The sequence below is a fragment of the Pseudomonas sp. PDM05 genome (assembly GCF_014851685.1).
Lineage (GTDB): Bacteria > Pseudomonadota > Gammaproteobacteria > Pseudomonadales > Pseudomonadaceae > Aquipseudomonas.
On record NZ_JACVAC010000006.1, the window covers coordinates 96880 to 111792 of the forward strand.

Annotated in this window: 12 protein-coding genes; 7 read left to right on the plus strand and 5 right to left on the minus strand. The window is 60.9% G+C overall.

Annotated features, from left to right (window positions below; genetic code table 11):
• Entirely contained in the window at positions 1-690 is a 690-nt protein-coding gene (locus IB241_RS14020; RefSeq protein ID WP_192298950.1) for a flagellar motor protein MotB, read from the plus strand.
• A gap of 307 nt (positions 691-997) precedes the next feature.
• On the opposite strand, the gene IB241_RS14025 is transcribed toward IB241_RS14020, so the two are convergent.
• A complete protein-coding gene (locus IB241_RS14025) occupies positions 998-1270 on the minus strand; it encodes a hypothetical protein (RefSeq protein ID WP_192298951.1) in 273 nt (90 codons plus the stop codon).
• 119 nt (positions 1271-1389) lie between these two features.
• Between IB241_RS14025 and IB241_RS14030 the strand changes: the two genes are divergently transcribed.
• Positions 1390-2265 carry a helix-turn-helix transcriptional regulator gene (locus IB241_RS14030; RefSeq protein ID WP_192298952.1) on the plus strand — a complete coding sequence of 292 codons (876 nt, stop codon included), beginning with the start codon at positions 1390-1392 and terminating at the stop codon, positions 2263-2265.
• 56 nt (positions 2266-2321) lie between these two features.
• On the opposite strand, the gene IB241_RS14035 is transcribed toward IB241_RS14030, so the two are convergent.
• Positions 2322-3791 carry a hypothetical protein gene (locus tag IB241_RS14035; RefSeq protein WP_192298953.1) on the minus strand — a complete coding sequence of 490 codons (1470 nt, stop codon included), beginning with the start codon at positions 3789-3791 and terminating at the stop codon, positions 2322-2324.
• Between the two features lie 206 nt (positions 3792-3997).
• Here IB241_RS14035 and IB241_RS14040 point away from each other — a divergent pair, with 206 nt between their 5' ends.
• Together IB241_RS14040 and IB241_RS14045 are read left to right on the plus strand one after the other, a co-directional pair.
• Positions 3998-5020: a hypothetical protein gene (locus IB241_RS14040; protein ID WP_192298954.1), complete on the plus strand. Its 1023-nt coding sequence runs from the start codon at positions 3998-4000 to the stop codon at positions 5018-5020.
• 121 nt (positions 5021-5141) lie between these two features.
• The gene (locus IB241_RS14045; RefSeq protein WP_192298955.1) at positions 5142-6575 is read left to right on the plus strand and encodes an ArnT family glycosyltransferase; all 1434 of its coding nucleotides are present in this window, start codon (positions 5142-5144) and stop codon (positions 6573-6575) included.
• A 15-nt stretch (positions 6576-6590) separates the two neighbouring features.
• Here the strand turns inward: IB241_RS14045 and IB241_RS14050 are convergent, their stop codons facing one another.
• The gene (locus tag IB241_RS14050; RefSeq protein ID WP_017739158.1) at positions 6591-7079 is read right to left on the minus strand and encodes a TIGR00645 family protein; all 489 of its coding nucleotides are present in this window, start codon (positions 7077-7079) and stop codon (positions 6591-6593) included.
• A gap of 162 nt (positions 7080-7241) precedes the next feature.
• Between IB241_RS14050 and IB241_RS14055 the strand changes: the two genes are divergently transcribed.
• Positions 7242-9065: a hypothetical protein gene (locus IB241_RS14055; RefSeq protein WP_192298956.1), complete on the plus strand. Its 1824-nt coding sequence runs from the start codon at positions 7242-7244 to the stop codon at positions 9063-9065.
• A 3-nt stretch (positions 9066-9068) separates the two neighbouring features.
• Here the strand turns inward: IB241_RS14055 and IB241_RS14060 are convergent, their stop codons facing one another.
• Positions 9069-9377: a hypothetical protein gene (locus IB241_RS14060; protein ID WP_192298957.1), complete on the minus strand. Its 309-nt coding sequence runs from the start codon at positions 9375-9377 to the stop codon at positions 9069-9071.
• Between the two features lie 308 nt (positions 9378-9685).
• Positions 9686-12124 carry a Lon protease family protein gene (locus IB241_RS14065; protein WP_192298958.1) on the minus strand — a complete coding sequence of 813 codons (2439 nt, stop codon included), beginning with the start codon at positions 12122-12124 and terminating at the stop codon, positions 9686-9688.
• Positions 12125-12392: 268 nt separating this feature from the next.
• Here IB241_RS14065 and IB241_RS14070 point away from each other — a divergent pair, with 268 nt between their 5' ends.
• Entirely contained in the window at positions 12393-12881 is a 489-nt protein-coding gene (locus IB241_RS14070) for a DUF3015 domain-containing protein (protein ID WP_046381990.1), read from the plus strand.
• Between the two features lie 91 nt (positions 12882-12972).
• Entirely contained in the window at positions 12973-14826 is a 1854-nt protein-coding gene (locus IB241_RS14075; protein ID WP_192298959.1) for a DUF4105 domain-containing protein, read from the plus strand.
• Positions 14827-14913: the final 87 nt, after the last annotated feature.

Sequence of the window (14913 nt, forward strand, 5' to 3'; positions counted from 1 at the left end):
ATGAAAGAAAAACCCAACGAATGGGTCTCGATCTCCGACCTGATGGCGGGGGTAATGGCCGTAGTGATGCTGATGCTTGTGGTGTCGGTGCTGCAAAACAAAGCGGCCGAGGCGGCGATGGCAGTTGAGAAACAGCAGATGGAGGCCGCTCGTCAGAAAGAGCGCAGCAAAGGCGACGCCGCCCAGCGGGCAAGCCTGAGCAACCTGCTGGCCGCTATGCAGTCAGACCTGCAGCGCACCGGCGAAACGGATCTGGTGGACATCGACATTCAGAACCGCCGCCTGACCCTCCCCGACAATGCCTTCGCCCGAGGAAGTGCCTGCATCACCCCTGCCGCCCAGGCCGCACTGACCCTGCTCAGCGCGCGGGTGGCCACCTTTATCCAGGATTACGGCCAGGGGCAAGTGCTGGTAGAGGGGCATACAGACAACCTGCCAGTGTCTCGCCCGGTCACCGACTATGAGCGTTTTTGCACGGTGTATGACGACAACTACACCTTGTCTGCCGCACGGGCACGCGAGGCTCGCAAGCTGCTGATTCAGGCGCTCGAACCACAGCAGGCACGGCGCGTGGTGGTGGCAGGCTACGGTGACTCACGCCCAAAACCGGGCGTAGACCCATCCAGTGCGCTCAACCGTCGAGTGGAAGTGCAACTGGTAGTGGCCACGCAGCCGACGACGGCAAATTAGCCCGATGCAGCCCACGCTCTATATGGGTCGGCTAAGGACCCGGTTGTTGCAGGCGGGTTGCCGGCGGCCCTTTGCGCTCGCTGGGCAATAGGCGTACGAAGGTGTCCTAGGCCGGGTCTGCCGCCTGATGAAAACACCCCAGCCGCGCCCGCAGCCAGCGCACTAGCCAACCGTGGTGGTCGGTGTGCAGACGGGCGATCGACTGAGGCGCTTCGTGGGGAGGGAGGGTGGCCGAAATGGTCGGCTGCGCGCATTAAGAATAAATCACAACCCAGCCTAAAGGCCCGGGGATGACAATTGTCCGCGCTCAAGCCGACGGGTCGTACTGCGCAACCGGAATCATCGCCTGCAACAACTCCAACTTGCGCTGCAACTGCGCAACGTGTTCACGCTCGGCACGTAATGCCGAGCGCAGCTCCCGGTTCTCCACTTCCCAGATCTGCGCCCAGCGCAGGTCTTTCTGGTAGTGCGCAACCATCTTCCACAGTTCGCTCAGTTTCAGGCAATGCTGGATCAGCACCAGCAGGATGATCCCCATCACCACCAATGCCCCCGTCGAAACCACTTCCGACATACTCATGTTCACGTCCTTTCAAGCCTTCGAGGTATTTCGAAGACAGCAACACGATATGTAGTGATTCACGACAGGTCTAGAATGTAGACTTATACAGGTAAAGTATTCACACACATGGAGCAGCCATGAAACGCAAGCAATCCATCGAGCAAGTGCGCTGGGACCTGGCACTTCGCTATCGCCTCATCGAGACCGTCGCCTGGTGGGAAGGCCGGCTGACCACGGGGCACTTGATGCAGAGCTTTGGTATCAGCCGCCAGCAGGCCTCCAAGGACATCAACACCTACATCAATGAACATGCGCCCCGAAACTTGACATATGACAAGCAGCTGAAGGGCTACGTACCGAGCAAACACTTCAAGCCGCGGTTCATCGAGGACAGCGCCAGTGCCTATTTGCACCTGCTGTACCAGAACAATGAACGGGCGCCGCACATCGATGGGCTGGCCCTGGCCTACGCCCACACCAAGGTGCTGGAAGTGCCCGACCGGCCAATCCGTCCGGAAATCCTGCGGCCGTTGCTCAAGGCCTGTCGCGACGGTTTGCGCCTGGAGACCGAGTACGTTTCGTTCAACACGCCAAACGTGGAAATCCGCCTGATCGCCCCGCACACCCTGGTGTACACCGGCATGCGCTGGCACGTGCGCGCCTATTGCGAGAAGAACCGCCAGTACCGTGACTTCGTGCTGAGCCGCCTGCGCGGCGAGCCGGAGCTGCTCGACGCGTCAGCGTACACACGCGAGCAAGATGATGACTGGAACACCGAAGTGCCGATCATCTTCGCCCCTGACAGCCGCTTGAACACTGCGCAGCAGGCGATCATCGAAACCGACTTCGGCATGACCGATGGGCGACTGGTGGTCGCCAGCCGCAAGGCGTTGGTGCGGTACGTGTTGCGCCGCTATCAGATCGACCCGCGAAACCTGGCCACCACGCCAGAGGCGCAGCAGATTGTGGTCAGCAACTTGAAAGAGTTGCGGCCGTGGCTTTCGTTCGATTGAGGGCTGCGCGCTGGCAACTGACGGCCAGCGCGCAAAGATCGAGGCGCTAGAACGCCTCAGGCGTCGAGCTCGCAATCACCGAAGAACCGCTCGAACAGCGGCGTGGGCAGGTATTGCGCGTTGAGCAGGCCAAAGTGCTGGCCGACGTTGCGGCCCAGCGACAGCAACGTATTTGCGGCATTCTCGGTGCCGGCATAACCGGCGTTGAGGATGTAGGCGGCGCGCGCGTCAGCGGTCTGCGCCCGTTGATACGCCGTGCCCGTGATCAAGACGTCCACCAGGCAGACGTTGACCCGTTCATCACTCAGGCTGAAGGGCTCCAGCACCTCGCTCGCCAGTACCGCGCGCAGGCCGTCCTCGCCGCCGGCGACGATGCGTTCAAGCACGTCAAGCGGTCGCTCAAAGAGGTCGAACTCAAAAATGGAAAACGCAAAACAGTAGCCGTTGGCGGTTTCATGGGAGATCGGCTCTTTCTCGCTGGGACGCGTCGGCAGCCAGTTGACGAAGGACTCTTTATTGTCCTGCCCACCGCTGCGGCGGTAGACCAGATAGTCCTGGATCACCTGGCGGAAGGGATGGCCTGTCGGCACCCAGCCCGTACCTTGGCGCTTGCGTTTGTTCTTGCCAACTACCGGCACTACGGCCACCGGCACGCCCCCAAAACACCGCAAGTCATACCCCAACACAAACAGGCTGGCCTCAAACGCATGGCAGCGCGCGGGCAGCGCCCCTTGGTCGGCGAACCAGTTCGTACGCCCCAGCAGTTCACGGATGATCCACCCCAGGCGCACCTGCGAGCGGGCCCAGGTTTCATAACTGATCGACGAAAACTGGCGCGCTGCCAAGCCGTTCACAAACGCACCCGGATCGCGCAACTGGCTGCCACGGGCACTGCCGGAGGGAAACGCCAGCAAAGGCTTGCCACCGCCGCTCCACTGCTGGCGAAACAACGAATACAACATGCCCATCGCCGCACCGACGCGGCTGTCATAGATCGGCGATCCCGATGCATCCAGCAAAGCATGGATCTTGGTCAGGCCCGCATCAAAACGCTGGACGCTGCTGGCGTTGAGATCATCCAGGTCCTGCTCACCGTCGAGCGCTATCAGCCCGGCCATCTTGCGCAAATACGCCGACAATTCCCCGTTGGCCGCCAATCGCTGCAAAAACGGAATGGCGCCGCGTACCCCGCCCCAACGCAGCACCTGCAAGCACGCTTGCAGCGCTTGCGGCTCGTCACCCGCGTCGACTGCGCGCTTAAGCCAAGCGCCCAACTGTCCAAGGGACTGCCGGGTCTGCACCCAGCTCTGCGAATTGACGCTCTGCTGCTGGGCATCCTGCCAGCTGGCCTTCCAGCGGTAGTGCCCGATCACCTGCTCGAAGCCCTGCACCTGAGCAATCAAGCCACCGGGCACAAACTTGCTGGCCTTGAAGTTCAGGTTGAAGGTCAGCGTCGGCAAATTGGCCTGCAACCATTCAACAAACGACGCAACTTCAGGTTGTGTCAGGAACTGTTCACGCTTCATGCAGACTGCCTTATGGCTGATATTGAATCGCCACACCCTAAGTAAAACAGCAGGTCGCGTCCACGTTGTGCGTTCATACAGGTAAACAAAAAGAGCAGGTCGTGAAACTCAATCGCGATGGGGCACGAACTTCGGTTTAGGTTGGTTCCGCACGCACTTCCCATTACCCTAGCGCCCTCTATCAGACAACCGGAAGTCCGATACCCGTGTTCAAGCCCCTTGCCGTCCTGACCCTCGCCTGCACCCCTTTGCTCGCCGCTGCCGCCGACCTGGCCGGGGTGTGGAGCGGCACCCTGGGCAAGTCCGCGATCACCGCGTGTTTCAACGGCGCCCACGGCGCCAATGGCAGCTACTACCAGCGTATCCTCAGCCCGATTCAGTTGACCCAGGCCAACGCGAGCGAGCCCTGGGTAGAAGACGGGCAAACCGGGTTCTGGCAGTTGGACGACCCTCAAGGCGACACACTCACCGGCACCTGGAGCAAGGCCGTAGGCGGCAAAGGCCTGGCATTGCGCCTAAAACGTGCGGACGCGGAGGGTTGCGCCAGCGACAGTTACAACAACCCGCTCGAAGCGTCGCCGCCGCCGGTAACGGTGGAAAAGAAGACCTTCAACGAACACGCCTATCAGGTCAAAACCCAGGGTGGGCAAGTCACCCTCAGACTCGACGGCGAAGGCCCGGCCATCAGCAAGATCAACGCGGACCTCGCGCGCATGGCCATCAGCCCCGAAGGCCAGGCGCAGTTCTACCGAGAGCGCCGCAACGCCCTGGACCAGAGCGGCGGCACCTATACCAGTGAGATCACGGTGGAGCCGTTCTACTGGTCCTCGCAGTGGATCACCGTACGGTTCTACCACTGGGCGGCAGGCTACGGCCGTGGCGGCATCAGTTGGGGCCTGCACAGCTGGAACCTGCACACCGGCGAGAGCGTCGACCCGTGGACATGGCTCGGCGGCCAGGCGCAGTGGGACAGCCCCTACTCCGGCCAAGTCCAGCTGCCGGCCACGTTCAGCGCCTGGCTGGCCAAACAAACCAGCGTCGACGAAGGCTGCCCGGCGGTCACCAGTTACTCCACCTTCGACTTGAGCTTCAACACCGAGGGCCTGCAACTCTCCACCCCCGCCCAAGGCGACGGTTGTGACAACGAGTTGAGCTTCACCTGGGAGCAACTGGCGCCGGTCCTGACGGCACAAGGTAAAGCGGCACTACCGAGCTTGCAGGCACCGTAAGAGACCTGGGCGTAGAAAAATCCCGCGCTCATTCACGAAATATTCAGAATCACCGACCGATACTAGCCCATTGCAATGACCGCTCCCCCCGAGCGCTCCCTCGCCCTGGTAGCCAGAATCCATGACGCGTCCTGTTCCTCTGTTGCTCCTGCTTGTTGCCCTGTTGTTCTTCTTTGCCCTTGGCAGCCACGAACTGCAAGGTTCTACCGAAGCCCGCGTCGCCGGGATCGCAATGGCCATGCACCTGGACAACAACTGGGTCGTGCCGCAACTGTTTCGCGAACCCTTCCTGGAAAAACCGCCCCTGAGCCTGTGGCTCGACGCCGGGGCGATTCGCCTGTTCGGCGGCACCACCTGGGCGGTACGCCTGGCTTCGGCATTTGCCGGTTTGTTCAGCGTGATGCTGTTCTACGGGATGCTGCGCAAGTTCGGCCGCCCGCAGACCCTGGCGCTCAGTGCCGCGCTGATCCTTGCGACCATGGCCAGTTACTGGAGCAACGTACGCGGCGTGGGTGAAGACTCGCTGCTCAGCCTCGGCGTCACCACCGCGCTGCTGGGGTTCTACCAGGCGATGCGTCCTGAGAACCAAGGCTCCAAGTCCGGCGCCTGGGCGCTGTTTACCCTCGGCATGGTGATCGCCACCCTGAGTAAAGGCGTGCTGGGCCTGGCGATGCCGGGCATCGTGATCTTCGTGTATCTGGTCGTTACAAGCGTGATCGACAAACGCCTGCGCATCGGCGACTGGCTCAAGCCCGGGCTGTTCACCTTGCTGGCGTTGGTGCCACTGCTGATCTGGCTGGGTTTCCTGTTTCAACGCGGCGGTATGCAGGCCGTCGGCGAAGTGCTGTGGACAAACAGCGTCGGGCGCTTCAGCGGTTCGTTCGTCGAGGCTGGGCACTACGAACCGTTCTACTACTACCTTGCCAAGCTGCCCGAAGCCTTTCTGCCGTGGAATATCCTGGTGTACCTGGGCCTGTGGCACTTGCGTAAGAGCCTGGCACGCAATCGCTACTTGCTGTTTTTCTGCATCTGGCTGGTGGCGCAATTCACCCTGCTGACGCTGGCTTCGAGCAAGCGCACCGTGTACCTGATGTCGCTCACGCCAGCCGCCGCGGTGCTCGCGGCAGAATATGCGCGGGTGCTGCTGGACCGCCTGAAAGACCGCAGGCCCGCACTCTACCGTTACCATCGGCAGGTGATCGGCGGCGTGTTCGCCGTACTGATTGCCAGCTATATGAGCGCTGCATTCGTGTTCGCGCCCAAGGCCGACAAGCGCGAGTCATTCGTGCCGGTGATCAGCCAGCTCCAGGCGCTGCAAGCAGAAGGTCGAGAAGTGGCGATGTTTCAGCCCAACGAGCGGATTGCCGGCGCGGGGGTGTTCTATATGCAGGGCTACGTGCCGCTCCTGCAAACCGAGGCCGAGTTGCAGGCATTCCTCAGCGCCAAACCCGGCAACGTTGCGTTGACGGATCAAACCAGTGTGCTGAAGGAACAGGTGAAGGTCATCAAGGAGATGGCGATCAGTCGCAAGCCTTACTACTTCATAGAGCAGTAAGGCCTGCGTGGGGGATCAGTGCTTGGTCAGCTTGTCCAGGTACCCCATGGCAAACGCCGAGACGACGAAGGTCATGTGAATGATCACGTACCACATCAGGTGTTGTGGATCGACGTTCTTGGCGTCCATGAAGATGCGCAGCAAGTGGATGGAGGAAATCGCCACGATGGACGCCGCCACTTTCATCTTCAGCGAGGAGGAGTCCATGGTGCCCAGCCAGTTGAGCTTTTCCTTGTTGTCATCGATGTCCAGTTGCGAGACGAAGTTCTCGTAGCCGGAGATCATCACCATCACCAGCAAACCACCGACCAGCGCCATGTCGATCAACGACAGCAGCAGCAGGATGACGTCCGCTTCCAACATGGTGAACACGTTGGGCAGCACGTGGATGATTTCCTGGAAGAACTTCAGCGCCAGGATCAGCAAGCCCAGGGACAACCCCAGGTAAATCGGCGCCAGCAGCCAGCGTGAGGCGTACATAGTATTTTCGATAAAGCGTTCCATGGGATCTCACACAGCGTGGCTAAAAATGGCGGCGAGTATACCAGCCGCCGTCAAACACCTGTAACCGCGAGAAAACTGACCTGGCCGGCACTTGTAAGAGAATTTTTCTGCTAGTGTCGAGGCCATTAAATCGGCTCGATGATGTCGGACAGGAAGACTCAGATGATGGATGTGCGATCCCCTTTGGCCAACATCGGCCTGTGTGCGGCGTTGCTGATGGCCAGCGGCTGCTCCCCCAAAGATGAGCAGAAGCAGGCCACCCTCGAAGAGAAAACCGCGAAGTTCGAGCAATCCCTCGACAGCATCCAGGACCCCAAACTGCGCGACGCCATCGCCGACCTTGGCGGCTCGCTGCTGTTGCTGGAACGGGCGCGGGTCAAACTCGCCGACAAACCCGTCGAAGCCGAATACGGTGAAAACTCCCTCGCCCTGCTAACGCATTACCCTACGCCCCAGGCGCTGGTGGACACCTATATCAACGGCCTTTTCGTACTGCGCAAAGCCTCGCATTCCGACTACCTGACGGATCTGCAGCCGGTCTTCCCGTTCAGCTTCAACGCCCCGGACCAATTCCCCTTCCCCCATGGGCTGGAATGGCAGTCGGTCACGCTGAGCAACAACAAAGTCATCCCATTCCAGCCGGAATGGTCGGAAACCGACCCTGGCATCCAGTTGAGCCCCAGCAGTTCCAACCTGACCAACCCCGATGACCTGACAGTGACCTACCCGTTCATCGAAGGCGTCGAGACGGAAAACAAAAGCCAACCACAGCCCGTCAGCCTCAAGGGCACGATAGAAGTGATCGCGCCGGGCAAGCTGCTGAACTTCGAGCTGTCGAAACAGGACGTCGGCCGCACACGCACCGACGGCACTGTGAGCCTCAAGCTGTTGTTACTGGAAAAGAACTACGCCGAAATCGAGATGACCAACAGCGCGCCACTCGCCGCAGAAGTGGGCGACGAATCGCCCACCCCATTGCTGGTACAGGCGCAAGACAGCACCGGGCAATTCCTCACGCGTTCGGGTTCAATCAACGAAAGCGCAGCGCAGGTGGCGTTCTACGAGAAACAACTGGCCGAGATGCAAAAGCAGACGGCCTGGTCGGAGGCGTTCGAGAAAAAACTCGTCGACGAGCAGAAAGCCTTCGAACACAAACAAACCAGCCACTACGCCAAAGTCTATTTCAATGGCGTGATCGACAAGCTACACGTCAACGTGCTGGATTTCTCCACCGCCACGCTCACCCGCAAAGACCTTGATCTACCAGTGCTGCGCTTCGACAAGAACAGTCTGCAGAAAACCGTGCAAGCCTTGCCGATGCCGGTCACGGTGTATGACGACGGCGCCGCCGGTTGGCTCAAAGACGCGAGCATGACCGAAGACCAGCTGAAAAACAGCGTCACCATCAGCCAGTCGACCGAAGACGCGAGTGCCGCCCATATCGTGTTCGACCACCCGTTCACCTTCAATGACGACCTGGTCGGCGCCGAACGCAACAGCAGCGAATCGCCGATTACCTTCTTCACCGCCGATGACAAGGGCGAGCGCGGTGAGCCGATCGAGTTGCCGACCGAAGCCTTCGAGCTGAACCCGGCACGCGGCACGCTGACCTACGACCTCAACCTGTTCCCGGAAAACCCGGCGTTTGTGGTGGGCTCGGTGCCGCTGTTCCTCGCCACCATCGACAAAGCCACGATCGATGTCGCCAAGCTACCCAAGGGCCTGTCGCTCAAGGACAACGCGCTGATTGTCGACCAGAAGGAATTCCCCGCCGACAGCTGGCGCTTCTATGCCAAGGACGCCAGTGGCAACTACCTCAAGGAAATTCTCGGTGTGAGCCACCGCGCCGAGGAATTCGGCACGGCGATGTTTGACGTGCACTATTTCTACGGCCAGCCAACCACCCTGGAAAGCTACCAGCGCACTGACCTGAGCACCGTGCAATACGGTTTCGAGGTCAAGCTGGACAAGCCCGAGAGCAAATAGCGCTCAGTGCTGGGTGTCGCCATTGAGCTGTCGCAGATGGGCCTGCATATGCAGGCTCCAGATCTGCGGGTCGCCCGCCCTCTCATAGCCATGGGAAGTGAGGCTGTCGACGATTGATTCCAGCATGCTTTCTGCCACAAAAGGCCCATGGAACGGGCCTTGGGACTTGATGGTGGACGGCTGCTCACCGGTCATTCCGGCGGCAAACAACAAGGTCCACAGCCCGTTATCCCCAGCGAGAGGGCGAATGGAGCATTCGATACGGGTGACCAGGCCAAAACACTGGCGGGTAAGGCAAAGGTTGCGCGACATGGCGGCGCCCCTCGTTAGATCGGCGTTCAGCCTCGATCACACACGGCGAGGCTGTTTCTATCCTGCGACTCCTGTAGAAATCCCTTGAGCAGAGAATAGAATAAAATCGCTACAAACCAAGACCGTAGAGACCAACGGCCATCACCCCCCCTCCACCGCCAATTTTATGACTGTAGTGAGCGGGCTTGCCCCGTGCCGGGTGGCGAAGCCGCCCCAAAACGGAACGCCGCGGTGTTTCAGAAAGACCGCGGCGTATGGATTTGGGGCGGCTTCGCCACCCGGCGCGGGCAAGCCCGCTCACTACAACGTCAGGTCGGCTTGGTTTCGGCCAGCGCCTCCTGCGCCAGCTCCTTCTCCGCGTCCTTCAGGTCTTCCTCGCTGATCATCTCTGCGATCACGCGCAAACGCTCAACCACCCGCGCATTGACGGAGCCTTCCGGGAACTGCCCTTCTTCATCCGGCGCACCGGCCGGCTCGCCCACCAGCAGGCTCAAGGCTTCGTCCGCCTGACGTACCGCATAGATATGGAACTGCCCGGCACGCACGGCCTGCAACACCTTCTCATCGAGCATCAGCGTGGCGACGTTGGCCTGGGGAATGATCGCCCCCTGCTCGCCGGTCAAGCCGCGGGCTTCGCAAAGACGGAAGAAGCCTTCGATCTTTTCGTTGACCCCACCCACCGCCTGCACTTCGCCGAACTGGTTGATCGAGCCGGTGATGGCAAAGCACTGCTTGAGCGGCGTCTTCGACAGGGCCGAGATCAGGGTGCACGCCTCGCCCAGGGACGCGCTGTCACCGTCCACGTAACCGTAGGACTGTTCCAGCGCAATACTCGCCGAAATCGCCAGCGGGAACTCCTGGGCATAACGGCTCCCCAGGTAACCCGTGAGGATCATCACGCCCTTGGAGTGAATCGGCTGGCCAAGGTTGACCTCACGCTCGATGTCGACAATACCGCTGCCGCCCGGGTACACCGTGGCGGAAATCCGCGCCGGCACGCCGAAGGCCGAATCGCCGACTTCCAGCACCGTGAGCCCGTTGCACTTGCCCACGGCCGCGCCGTCGGTGTCGATCAGGATGACGCCGGCGAGCATGTCGTCGAGAATCCGCGCCGACACACGCCCGGTACGGGTGGCCTTGGCCTTGAGCGCGCGCTCGATATGCCCGGCGTCGGTCATTTCATCGCTGGCCAGGTGACGAATGAAATCCGCCTCGCTGACCAGTTGGAACAAATCCCCAATCCGCGCCGACAAGCGCCCCTGGTGTTCCGCCAACCGCGCGCTGTACGTGGCCAACCGCGCCACCGCGTCCGAGGTCAGCGGTGCCATGCCTTCTTCCGAGGTGCGGGTCTTGAGCAACTGGGCGAACTGCTCCAGGCTCTCGTCGACCATCGGGATGTCCTCGTCGAAGTCCACCAGCACGCGGAACATCTCCTGGAAGTCCGGATCGGCGTCCTGCAACGCGTAATACAGCTGGCGCGAACCAATGATGATCACCTTGACCTGCAACGGGATCATCTGCGGGTTAAGGGTCACGGTAGCCAGGCGGCCCAGTTCGCCCAACGGCGACTCCATCTTGAGTTTGCGCGATTGCAGGGAACGCTTGAGGGCGTCCCACACAAACGGTTCGCCGAGCATTTTCTCGGCCTCAAGGATCAGGAAACCACCGTTGGCACGGTGCAAGGCGCCGGGACGCAGCTGGCGATAAGTGGTGTAGAGCGCGCCCTGATCGGTGCTGTATTCGATCCGACCGAACAGGTTGTCGTAGGTCGGATGCGGTTCAAACACCACCGGCGCGCCGCCGTTGACCGGATGGCCCACCACCAGGCTCGGGCAGTACTGCTCTTCGAGCAGCTTGCGCGCCTGGGCGTCGGTCTTGGCGTCATCGACCAATTGCTCGACCACGGTCTTGAGCAGGTACACCTGCATGGCTTGCAGGTAACCGCAGACACCAGCATTTTCCGCGTATTTTTCCGACAGCGGCGCAAGCAGAGGCTGCAGGGCCAGGGTGATGGTTTCTTCGTTGAACTGGCGCAGTTGGTTGTTCGACTCACGCTTCCATTGCGGCAGGCTCGCCAACTCTTCGTTGAGGCGCTCCTCCAGCTCGGAAATATCGGTGTGGAAGCGCTCGCGGTCAGCTTCCGGCAACTGCGAAAACTCCGCCTCGTCCAGCGCCTTGCCGTCGAGCATCGGGGTGAAGGCGATGTTGGAGCTGTCGCGGTACAGCGCCACGTCCTTTTCCAGGGCCAGGCGCTCGATCACGTCCAGGGCCTTGTCATAGCGCTGGTTGAAGGCGCGGTCGATCGCACTTTTGCGCTGCTGGTAGGTCGGGTGCTCGAAAACGGCCGGGAAGGTCGCCACCAAGTTGTCGACCAGGCCGTTGATGTCGGCAATGAACGCTGCGGCCGCACCGCCTGGCAATTCCAGGGCACGCGGCTCGCGAGGCTCATCGAAATTATTGACGTAGACCCAGTCCGATGGGGTCTGCAGGCGTTTACCTTCGGCCTTCAGGTAGCGTTTGACGAACGAAAAGCGACCGGTCCCCGGCTCGCCCATGACAAACACGTTGTAACCGGGGCGTGGCATGGCCACACCGAACTGCAAGGCTTCAACCGCACGTTCCTGGCCAAGCACACCGCGAAAGGGCTCCAAATCATTGGTGGTCGAGAAGCTGAACTGTTCAGCGGAGAAAGGGCGAGTCAGCGCTTCGGGCGCTAGACGCAAGCTGGCAGCAACAGGATCAGGCATCGGGCTTCCTTACATCAGGCGGGGCAGATGACGGCATTCTGGCTCTCGCTTGCGCGCTCTGGCAAGGCGCGACGTTGGGAAAGCTCGGATACGTAACAGGTCCTACATAAAAATCGCGAAAACTCTGATTGTTAGTAAAAAATCACGGAACCCCTGGAACCTGCCTAAACTCCAAACTGCGCGGGTCGGACAAATAATAACTGGCCCCTGAGGCGCTGCGACGCGCCTGACCCTTGTCCATTGGTTTGCACACAAAGAGAAAATAGCTATGAAACGGATCCTTCTCGGTACTCTCTTCACCGTTGTCTCCCTCAATGCAATGGCAGAATCCCCAGGCGGCCCGAACTGCGGTTGGGGCAACATGCTGTTCGAAGGCCAACGCGGTACGCCGGCACACTTCCTCGCCTCCACCACCAACGGCACGTCCGGTAACGCCACTTTCGGCATGACTTCGGGCACCAACGGTTGCAGCACCAACAGCGCCCTGACCTACGGCGGCAAGTCCTGGATTGCCATGAACGGCATGATGAACGAGCTGTCCGAAGACATGGCCAAGGGCAATGGCGAAGCACTGACCACCTACGCGGTGGTACTGGGTGTGGCGCCAGAAGATCGCGAGCACTTCGCGGCCGTGACCCACGAACACTTCCAGCAGATCTTCAGCAAGGCTGACGTGACCGCTGACGACGTGCACAACAACACCCTCGCTGTCCTGAAAAGTGATGCACGCTTGGCGAAATACGCAACCCAAGCTTAAGCTCGACCAGCCCGCGCCTCCCCAGGCGCGGGTTTTACGTTTGGACCCGCTCCCCTTTTGGGTCTCACTTTTTCCGACTTAAGTTGCCCTTATGCTCAAACGCCTTGCCTGGATGGCACTCTTCGCCTGCGCCCCGCTGTACGCGGCCCCGCATCTTGATGATCAACGTTTGCAGCAACTGGCCAACGACCCGTTCTGGCTGTCTCTGGGCCATTACGAAGCCGGTAAAATCAGTGGCTGGCGCAGCTATGTCAGCGACCAGAAATTCTTCCTCGCCGCCGACGGCGCGCACCACCCGGATGCCGAACTCAAGGCGAGCGTCGACGCGCTGTATGCGCCCGCAAGCCTGGGTGAAAAACACGCCCAATGCGTCTACCCCGCACGTACCCGCTGGCTCAAGGATCAATTGCACCTGACCGGCCTGCCCGCCGTGGACTGCAGCGAATTCAAGCAATGGTTCAAGGACGTCGCGCCCCACAGCGCAGTGATGATCTTTCCGGCGGCCTACCTCAACAGCCCGTCGTCGATGTTCGGCCACACCCTGCTGCGCATCGACCAGGCCGACGTGCAACGAGACAACACCGCGCTGCTCAGCTACGCGATCAACTTCGGCGCGTATATCGAAGGCTCGGACAACAGCATCCTCTACGCCTGGAAAGGCCTGATGGGCGGCTATCCCGGCCTGTTTGCGCTGGTCCCCTACCAGGAAAAGCTCTCCGAGTACCGTAGCCTCGAAAACCGCGACCTGTGGGAATACCGCCTCAACCTGACCCAGGTCGAGACCGAGCGCATGGTCGAGCACGTGTGGGAGCTCAAGCAGATCAAGTTCGACTACTTCTTCTTCGACGAAAACTGCTCCTATCGCCTGCTGGAATTGCTGCAAGTCGCCCGCCCCGGCCTGCGTCTGACCGAACAGTTCCCACTGACCGCGATCCCCACCGACACGGTCAAGGCCGTCAAGGACGCCGGCCTTGTCGAGAAGATCGACTACCGCCCATCACGCGAACGCGAGCTGCTGGAACGCGCCAAGCCCCTGGACAGCGATGAGCAGCAATGGGTGTTGAAGGTCAGCGAAGAGCAGAAACACTTGCAGGACCCCGCGTTCAAGGCGCTCGCCAAAGACCGCCAAGCCCTGATCATCGACGCCGCCTACCGCCTGGGCCGCTACCGCGCCAACGGCCTGGAGCGTGACCCGGCCCGCTCCCAGCGCAGCTTCGAACTGCTGCGCGCAATCAACCAGAACCCTGCACCGGACCTGAAGATCCAGCCGCCAGGCCTGCCGGAAAACGGCCATGAGTCACGCACCTGGCAAGCCGGCATCGGCACCCGGGGTGACAAGGCCTTTGGCGAATACGGCCTGCGCATGGCCTACCACGACCTCAACGACAACGCCGAAGGCTTCCCCCTCGGCGCGCAGATCGAAATCCTGCAAATGAAACTGCGCCAGTACGAAGGCAACCACTGGCAATTGCAGCAACTGGACCTGGCCACCATCCGCTCCCTGACCCCGCGCAACGCCTTGCTGCAACCGCTGTCCTGGCAAGTCACCGGCGGCCTGGAGCGCGTACCGGGCAAACACGACGACGAAACCCTTGTCGCCCACGTCAACGGCGGCGCCGGCGGCACCTGGCAACTGCGCGACGACATGCTCGGCTTCGCCCTCGGCACCGTGCGCGTGGAACACAACAACGACTTCAACGAGGCTATCTCCCCGGCGGCAGGGTTCAACACCGGCGTGCTGTGGAAAAACCCGCTGGGCAACCTGAGCCTGGAAGCCAGGGGGGATTTCTTTACCAATGGCGAAGTACGCCGTAGTCTCAGCCTGAACCAGCAGTGGGAATTGTCGCGCAACCTGGGCCTGCGCCTGAGTGCGCAGCGTGAGTACAGCCACCTGTCGACCCCCATCAACGAGGTGATGCTCGAAGTGAAGTGGTACCACTACTGACCCCGCCCCAAAGCCCGACACAGATCAAAAATGTGGGAGCGGGCTTGCTCGCGAATGCAGAGTGTCAGCCACTTGTGTATCGACTGC